Source organism: Mesorhizobium sp. M4B.F.Ca.ET.089.01.1.1 (genome assembly GCF_004022605.1).
GTDB lineage: Bacteria > Pseudomonadota > Alphaproteobacteria > Rhizobiales > Rhizobiaceae > Mesorhizobium > Mesorhizobium abyssinicae.
Genome location: NZ_RZOS01000245.1, coordinates 1 through 8473, shown reverse-complemented (window position 1 = coordinate 8473; position 8473 = coordinate 1). Strand labels below are relative to the sequence as shown.

The window sequence follows — 8473 nt, the reverse complement described above, 5'->3', positions numbered from 1 at the left end:
CCGTGCCCTCCGCATTCTCGCCCGGATCGGCTCCGCCGAAATCCGAGCCGGCGATGATCCGTCCCTCGGCCGTCTGGCGCATGTGCAGCCGCTCGGCCAGCACCAGCCCGTTGAGCAGCTTCTTGTAAGGGCGCGAATGGACGATCAGCCCGGGCGGTGTTTCGATCGGCAGCTTGACCCCGACTGTTTCGGCGATCCCCGGAGCTCCGGCGCCGGCCGCGATCACCACCTCGTCGGCGGTAAGCTTCTCGCCGGACATCTCCACGCCCGTGACCTTGCCATTGGATCGCACCAGGGCGGTGACGGTTCCGGCTGCCAACTTCGCGCCGCGCCGCTCGGCATCGGCCAGCAGCGCCCTGGTGGCGGCAACCGGCTCGGCGACGCCTTCCTCCGCCACATAGAGCGCAAGCTCCGGAAGCTCGGGAAGATTGGGCTCGATGCGGGCCATCCGATCACGGCCGACGCGCTCGATGCCGTAGCCCCAGGAGGAATGCTCGGCCGCGTAAGCCTGGAGCCTGTCCGCCGGCATGTCCCAGCACAGGCCGCCGCACCAGGCGAGCGGCAGGTCGGACAGATCCTTCGCCAGCCTTGTCCATTCGGCCATGGCGCGCCGGCGCAGCCGGAAATAGGTCTCGGGGTTGCCCCAGCTGGCATTGATCCAGGCAAACGAATTGGGTGTCGCGACGCCACCCGCGCCGCTATCCGAAATCACCGTCACCCGCGCCCCGGCTCCCGTCAGATGCCAGGCGATCGAGGCACCGATGATGCCGGCGCCGATGACGATGACTTCTTTCGCGCTGCTCATGCCGGGCTCCATTGGGGTTTCCCGTCATGCCATCGCACCGAGCCAACCTCAAGCGAGAAGGCGTCTATGCGCTACCCAAGCGCCTCTCTCTTGGCGCCGGCGAGCAGCCCTTTCAACTCGTCGTACCGCCGCATGAGGCGCGGCGAGTCGACTTTCTTCGCGACCGCGAGCACCGTGCCGAGCTCCAGCTCCGCGCCGGTGCGGTCACCCAGCCGGATGAGCAGCGCCGCGAGCGAAAGCCTGGCATCCGCGCAGCTGGTCGGCGAGCCGATCTCGGCCCAGCGCGAGCATGCGGTCTGCAGCTCCCACGCCGCTTCCACAAGGCGATCTTCCCGCATGAACAGTTCCGCCTTGGCCTCGGCAGTCAGCGCCCGGATCGAGGCCATCGGCCAACGGTGCGGCTCGCTTTCCAGTTCGGCGATCACCTGCTTCGCGCGCTCCAGCCGATCGGTCCGCGCCGCCACCTTGGCGAGCGTGGCAAGGACCATGCCGCGCCGCTGCAGGGTTGGCCAGCGATTCCCAACCAGGGACCGCTCGAGCGCGCTGAAAGCGGCCTCCGCCTGTCCCTGCTCGAGCTGCAGCAACGCAAGGCCGGGCTGCGGGTCCCAGCCCGCGGCGTGGGACGCGCGATAGGCTGTTTCTGCCTCGACGAAATCGCCGGCGGCAAGATGAATGTCACCCAGGACGCGCAGCGCATCGCCAGTGGCCCAAGGCGCGTCGAGCGCAAGCTGGTCGAGCGCGGCACGCACCAGCGTCTCCGCCTCTTTCAGCGTGCCATGGACGCCGAGCACCTCGGCCCGATGCAGCCGGCACGAGCCCGTGAGTTCCTCCAGCCCGTGTCCTCTGCACCAGCCCTCGTAGCTGAGGGTCCATTGGTTGGCTCTCGCCCAGTCGCCGAAATTTCGGCAGGCCCAGAGAATGTTGCAGTAGAGGATACCGCCGACGATCGGGTCGACATCGCTGGAGAGACCAAGGGCTGCGGCAAAATCCTGGTCTTCCTGCCCGGACCTTGTTTCCCCAAGGCAAAGCTTGAAGAAGCCGCGATAGATGAGACCGAGCGACTCGACGACCGGATCCTCGAGCTGCTTGCCGACCTCGAAAGCCTGCTCGGCGAGCGCAAGCGCGTGCTCCGGCTCGGCTTCCGCGCCCTTGATGCGCGCGCCCATCCAGCACCAGAGGCCATGCTCCCTGCTCTCGGTGGCGCCATCGATCAACTGCGCGGCACGCTTATGCCAGCCATTGGCGGCGGCAAGCTCTCCTCTCTCCAGATGGATCATGGCAAGGGTGATTGCCGGAGAAGCCGCGCGCAGGCGTTCGCCGGCGACGCCGTACTCCGTCACCGCGCGCGCCAGGAGCGGAATGGCTTCCGCCGGCCGTCCCATGCACTCCAGTGCCAAGGCCCATTCTTCGAGATCGGCCGTCAACAACTCGTCGGTGGAGTCTGCTTCGGCGAAGGAGGCCGCGGCCTCACGCCATTTTCTGGCCGCAACGGCCGCGCGTGCCAAAAGGATTGGCGAGCCGGGGCTCGAAGGCTTGCTCACCTCGCCGGCCGGAACGATCTTGTTTTCCGGAGCGGCAGGTGAATCCAGGTAGATCCGGTAGCCAAACCGGGGCAGGTTGCGCAGCGCCGTTTCAATTCCGCCCTGGCGAAGGATGCTGCGAGCGAGACTCGCCACGCGCTGCAGCGAGGCCTCCGTCACCGTGACGCCCGGCCACAGCGTTTCGAGCAGTTCGTCCTTGCTCAGCGCCCGCTCCTGATTTCGCAGCAGCATGGCGAGGAAGTCGAAGACCAGCGGCTGCGCCTCGACCTCCCTGCCGGCGAGGCGAAGGGCACGGGATTCCTCGTTCAGCTCGAAGTCGCCGAAGCAATAGACCCCCATCGGCAGCATTCCCTCCAACGACAATGGGCAAAGGATCAGGAGAAGATAAGCGCGGCGTAAGGACTGTCGGCCGCCCCTCCTGTCATTCTTCCCGTGCCTGGCGAGCCAAGCGGCACTTTAGCCCAGCAACCCCAGGCATGTCACCGGCAGCGACCTGGTCGGGCCGCCAGCCGGCTTTTGAAGCCAAGATGAGGAGACTACGACAATGCAGAAGTACATCATCGAACGGGACATTCCCAAGGTCGGCACCTTTGAGCGCGAGCAGCTCCGCGACGCGTCCAAGGCCTCGAACGCCGTCCTCGCCGAACTTGGTCCCGAAATCCAGTGGGTGGAGTCGTTCGTCACCGACGACAAGACCTTCTGCCTCTATCTCGCCAAGGACGAGGCGATCATCCAGCGCCACGCCAAGATGAGCGGCTTCCCGGCCACCAAGATCACGCAGGTGAAGCGCCTGTTCGATCCGACGACGGCGCACGCCAGCGCCTGACGGGGAGGCACGGGTGGTGAAACTCTTCGCAAATCTCGTCCTCGGCACGGCGTTGTCCGGCGCCATCTGGGCCTCCGCGCTCGCCTGCGGCACCGCGGATGCCCATGATACGCCGGATCCGGTGCTCAACCGGTCTCGGGAAATGGCGGCCAGGTACGTCAACATCGAGGTCGCCAAGGCCGAAGGCTACCAGCAGCTCTTCGAATGCACGACACATGATGAGCACGGCACGATGGGGGTCCACTTCATCCATCCGGGCCGTGCCGGCGATGGCAAGCTCGTGCTCGCCGAGCCGGACGTGCTGACCTACGAGCCGGAGCCGGACGGCTCCACGCAGCTCGTCGGCATGGAATACATCGTCTTCGAGAAGGACTGGAAGGGCAAGGGCGTTCCCGAGTTCCTCGGCCGCACCCTGCAGCGCAAGACGACCGTGGGCGTCCATCCGGTGGACCCCTACTACGAGCTGCATGTCTGGCACTGGCGGCACAATCCGGCCGGCATGTTCGCCGACTGGAACCCCTATGTGAGCTGCGCCAACGATCAGTCCTGACGCAGCCAAGACCCGGCACCGCATCGGGAGGGTCATTGCATGGCCCTCCCGATCTCCCATCGTTCAAACAGAAGGAAACACGACAATGTCATCCCTTGAAGAACTGGAATTCACGGTCGATCGGCCCTTCGGCTGGCGCTTCTTCGTGACGGCCATCGATCGTTTCGGTATCGGAGCCTTCGCCCGCATCATCCGCATTCGCAGGGACCGGGCGCGGCTTCACGAATTTCCGGACCACCTGCTGCGCGACATCGGCATCGATCGCTCCGAGATCGCGTTGGTCACCCGCTACGGCAGCAAGGATGGTCGCGGCTGGCTGTGGAACTGATCTGCGCGGCCGATTTCCGGTCGCCTCGGACCGATCGGCCCGAAACTGTCGACAGGCCGGAAAAGCGCTGCTAGAAGCCCGCGCCACAGACAGGATTCCACGACTTGGCAGAAGACATCGAAAACGCGGTATCGCGCCGTCGCACCTTCGCGATCATCGCCCACCCCGACGCCGGCAAGACCACGCTCACCGAAAAGCTGCTTTTGTTCGGCGGCGCGATCCAGCTTGCCGGCGAGGTCAAGGCCAAGAAGGACCGCATCCAGACCCGGTCCGACTGGATGAAGATCGAGCGCGAGCGCGGCATTTCGGTCGTCACCTCGGTGATGACCTTCGAGTATGAGGACAATGTCTTCAACCTGCTCGACACGCCCGGCCACGAGGATTTCGCCGACGACACCTATCGCACGCTCTCGGCGGTCGACTCGGCCGTCATGGTCATCGATGCCGCCAAGGGCATCGAGCCGCGCACGCTGAAGCTGTTCGAAGTCTGCCGGCTGCGCGACATCCCGATCATCACCTTCGTCAACAAGATGGACCGCGAGAGCCGCGATCCCTTCGAGATCCTTGACGAGATCGAGCAGAAGCTGGCGTTGGACACCGCGCCTGTCACCTGGCCGATCGGCCGCGGCAAGACCTTTTCGGGCACCTACCATCTGGCGCTGAACGCCGTGCGCAAGAGCGATGACGAGAAGGAGCGCACGCCGGTCAACGGTCCCGATTCCAACCGCGTTGCCGGGCTGCTGCCCGACAATGAGCGGGAAGCCTTCATCGAGGAGCTGGAGCTCGCGCGGGAAGCGTGCAGACCCCTCGACATCGACGCCTTCCGCGAGGGCCATCTGACGCCGGTCTATTTCGGCTCGGCGCTGCGCAATTTCGGCGTGCGCGACCTGATCGAGGCGCTCGGCGCCTTCGGGCCGCCGCCGCGCGCGCAGGAGGCCGACAGCCGCAAGGTCGAGGCGACGGAGGAGAAGATGACCTCCTTCGTCTTCAAGATCCAGGCCAACATGGACCCCAACCACCGCGACCGCATCGCCTTCGTGCGCGTCTGCTCGGGCAAGCTCGAGCGCGGCATGAAGGCCAAGCTGGTGCGCACCGGCAAGCCGATGAGCCTGTCGGCGCCGCAGTTCTTCTTCGCCCGCACCCGCGTCACCGCCGACGAGGCCTTCGCCGGCGACGTCGTCGGCATCCCCAACCACGGCACGCTGCGCATCGGCGACACGCTGACCGAGGGCGAGGAGATCTTGTTCCGCGGTGTGCCGAACTTCGCTCCGGAAATCCTGCGCCGCGTCCGCCTCGGCGATGCCATGAAGGCCAAGAAGCTGAAGGAAGCCCTGCACCAGATGGCCGAGGAGGGCGTGGTGCAGCTGTTCTCGCCCGAGGACGGCTCGCCAGCCATCGTCGGTGTCGTCGGCGCCCTGCAGCTCGACGTGCTCAAGGAACGGCTGAACATCGAGTACACGCTGCCGGTCGACTTCGAAATGTCGCGCTTTTCCGTCTGCCGCTGGATCTCGGCCGACGACAGGGCGGAGGTGCAGCGCTTCATCGAAGCGCATCGCGGCGACATCGCCCGCGATCTCGACAACGATCCGGTCTTCCTCGCCCAGCACGCCTTTTCGCTCAACTACGAAGCCGAGCGCTGGAAGGCGATCCGCTTCGCCGCGGTGAAGGACTACCAGGTCCGCGACAAGGCGGCGTAGTCACTCCTTTTTCCTTTCTCCCCGTTCACGGGGAGAAGGTGCCCGAAGGGCGGATGAGGGGCGGCGCCGGCGTTTGAGATTTCACTCAGCCTCGGGCCGCTTCTTCGATCTTGGCGATGTCGATCTTGCTCATCTCCATCATCGCCGACATCACGCGGCCGGCCTTGGCCCGGTCCGGGTCCAGAAGCAGCCGCGGCAACTGCTCCGGCACGACCTGCCAGGACACTCCGAACTTGTCCTTGAGCCAGCTGCATTGCGACGGTTCGCCTCCGCCTTCGATGAGCCTGTCCCAGAAATAGTCCACCTCTTCCTGCGTCTTGCAGTCGATCGACTGTGACATCGCCTCGTTGAACTTGAATTGCGGTCCGCCGTTGAGCGCCTGGAACTGCACGCCGTCGAGTTCGAACGTGGTCACCAGCGCCTTGCCTTCATCGGCGTGGCCTTCGGGCCAACGCATCACGCTCAGCACCTTCGAATTCTTGAAGATGGACACGTAGAAATTCATCGCCTCTTCGGCCTGATCGTCGAACCACAGGCAGGTGGTGATCTTTTGCATCTCGTGCTCCTCGGGTTGCTTCTTACGATGAAACGGCTGACTCCGGGAATGGTGCCATTCCGTGCCGTCTGTCCAAGGACGGCCGCGCGGCGCGCGATCCGACAATGGCATCGAATTTTCCTGGAAAATCTGGCGCGCCGCAAAATTGTGGCCAGACCAGGCTTCGGCGTCTATAACGCCTGCGACCTGAATTCAGCGCCGCCGCGCTCCGTACCGGGTGCAGCCAGCCAGCTAAGGAAAATCGCATGCCCGCCTATCGTTCCCGCACCACCACCCATGGCCGCAACATGGCCGGCGCCCGCGGCCTGTGGCGCGCCACCGGCATGAAGGATTCGGATTTCGGCAAGCCGATCATCGCGGTCGTCAACTCCTTCACCCAGTTCGTGCCCGGTCATGTCCATCTGAAGGATCTCGGCCAGCTGGTGGCGCGCGAGATCGAGAAGGCGGGCGGCGTCGCCAAGGAATTCAACACCATCGCCGTCGATGACGGCATCGCCATGGGCCATGACGGCATGCTCTATTCGCTGCCGTCGCGCGAGCTTATCGCCGACTCCGTCGAATACATGGTCAACGCCCATTGCGCCGACGCCATGGTCTGCATCTCCAATTGCGACAAGATCACCCCCGGCATGCTGATGGCCTCGCTGCGCCTCAACATCCCGACCGTCTTCGTCTCCGGCGGACCGATGGAGGCCGGCAAGGTGGTGCTGGCCGGCAAGACGCAGGCGCTCGACCTCGTCGACGCCATGGTCGCGGCCGCCGACGACAAGATCTCCGACGAGGACGTCAAGGTCATCGAGCGCTCGGCCTGCCCGACCTGCGGCTCGTGCTCGGGCATGTTCACCGCGAATTCAATGAACTGCCTGACCGAGGCGCTCGGCCTGTCGCTGCCCGGCAATGGCTCGACGCTGGCAACGCACGCCGACCGCAAGCGCCTGTTCGTCGAGGCCGGCCATCTCGTCGTCGACCTCGCCCAGCGCTACTACGAGCAGGAGGACGAAAGCGCCCTGCCGCGCAGCATCGCCTCCAAGGGCGCCTTCGAGAACGCCATGGCGCTCGACATCGCCATGGGCGGCTCGACCAACACGGTTCTGCATATCCTGGCCGCGGCGCACGAGGGCGAGGTCGACTTCACGATGGAAGACATCGACCGGCTGTCGCGCAAGGTGCCGGTGCTCTGCAAGGTGGCGCCGGCCAAGTCCGACGTGCACATGGAGGACGTCCACCGCGCCGGCGGCATCATGGCCATCCTCGGCCAGTTGGACAATGCCGGGCTGATCAACCGCGACCTGCCGACCGTGCATACGGCGACGCTTGGAGAGGCGCTCGACCATTGGGACATTTCCCGCACCTCCAGCCAGAACGTGCGCGACTTCTTCCTCGCCGCCCCCGGCGGCGTGCCGACGCAGGTCGCCTTCAGCCAGGACCGCCGCTGGGACGACCTCGACACGAACCGTGAAACGGGCGTCATCCGCTCGGCCCAGACGCCGTTCTCCAAGGATGGCGGCCTTGCCGTGCTGAAAGGCAATCTGGCGCTCGACGGCTGCATCGTGAAGACCGCCGGCGTCGACGAGTCGATCCTGAAGTTCACCGGCCCGGCGCGCGTGTTCGAAAGCCAGGACGCTTCGGTCAAGGCGATCCTCGGCAATGAGATCAAGGCCGGCGATGTCGTCGTCATCCGCTATGAGGGTCCGCGCGGCGGCCCCGGCATGCAGGAGATGCTCTATCCGACCAGCTATCTGAAGTCGAAGGGCCTCGGCAAGGCCTGCGCGCTGATCACCGACGGCCGCTTCTCCGGCGGCACGTCGGGCCTGTCGATCGGCCATGTCTCGCCGGAAGCCGCCGAAGGCGGGCTGATCGGCCTGGTCCGGGAAGGCGACACGATCGAGATCGATATCCCGAACCGCAAGATCCATCTCGCGGTCAGCGCAGCCGAGCTCGATGCCCGCCGCGCCGCCATGGCGGCGAAGGGCGCGGATGCCTGGAAGCCGGAGGAAAAGCGCAAGCGCAAGGTCACGACCGCGCTGCGCGCCTACGCCGCCTTCGCCACCAGCGCCGACAAGGGTGCGGTGCGGAAAGTGCCGGAGTAGGGTTAAGCTGCGACCCCTACCTCCCCCTTGTGGGGAGGTCGGACCGAAGGTCCGGGTGGGGGGCGGCGCCGACCCCCACC

General features: G+C 65.6%; 8 protein-coding genes. 5 read left to right on the top strand and 3 right to left on the bottom strand.

The window, feature by feature from the left end:
- A partial coding sequence (locus EN780_RS21185) for an FAD-dependent oxidoreductase (RefSeq protein WP_133372660.1) occupies nucleotides 1-805 on the bottom strand: 805 nt, incomplete at its 3' end.
- Between the two features lie 71 nt (nucleotides 806-876).
- Nucleotides 877-2694 (bottom strand): winged helix-turn-helix domain-containing protein, encoded by a 1818-nt coding sequence (locus tag EN780_RS21180; protein ID WP_128275222.1) that lies wholly within the window; start codon nucleotides 2692-2694, stop codon nucleotides 877-879.
- Between the two features lie 196 nt (nucleotides 2695-2890).
- On the opposite strand from EN780_RS21180, the gene EN780_RS21175 reads away from it, so the two are divergent.
- The 4 genes from EN780_RS21175 (at nucleotide 2891) to EN780_RS21160 (ending at nucleotide 5747) form a co-directional block, all read left to right on the top strand.
- Nucleotides 2891-3172, top strand: coding sequence for a DUF4242 domain-containing protein (locus tag EN780_RS21175; protein ID WP_128275221.1), 282 nt, complete (start codon nucleotides 2891-2893; stop codon nucleotides 3170-3172).
- A gap of 16 nt (nucleotides 3173-3188) precedes the next feature.
- On the top strand, nucleotides 3189-3722 hold the full coding sequence (locus tag EN780_RS21170) for a hypothetical protein (RefSeq protein WP_128275220.1): 534 nt from the start codon (nucleotides 3189-3191) through the stop codon (nucleotides 3720-3722).
- An 85-nt stretch (nucleotides 3723-3807) separates the two neighbouring features.
- Nucleotides 3808-4050, top strand: a complete 243-nt coding sequence (locus EN780_RS21165; protein WP_128275219.1) for a DUF1127 domain-containing protein — start codon at nucleotides 3808-3810, stop codon at nucleotides 4048-4050.
- Nucleotides 4051-4154: 104 nt separating this feature from the next.
- The gene (locus EN780_RS21160; protein ID WP_128275218.1) at nucleotides 4155-5747 is read left to right on the top strand and encodes a peptide chain release factor 3; all 1593 of its coding nucleotides are present in this window, start codon (nucleotides 4155-4157) and stop codon (nucleotides 5745-5747) included.
- 85 nt (nucleotides 5748-5832) lie between these two features.
- On the opposite strand, the gene EN780_RS21155 is transcribed toward EN780_RS21160, so the two are convergent.
- Complete coding sequence (locus EN780_RS21155) at nucleotides 5833-6303, bottom strand: VOC family protein (protein ID WP_127282467.1); 471 nt, start codon at nucleotides 6301-6303, stop codon at nucleotides 5833-5835.
- A gap of 245 nt (nucleotides 6304-6548) precedes the next feature.
- On the opposite strand from EN780_RS21155, the gene ilvD reads away from it, so the two are divergent.
- Nucleotides 6549-8393: a dihydroxy-acid dehydratase gene (ilvD, locus tag EN780_RS21150; RefSeq protein WP_128275217.1), complete on the top strand. Its 1845-nt coding sequence runs from the start codon at nucleotides 6549-6551 to the stop codon at nucleotides 8391-8393.
- The last annotated feature ends 80 nt before the right edge of the window (nucleotides 8394-8473 follow it).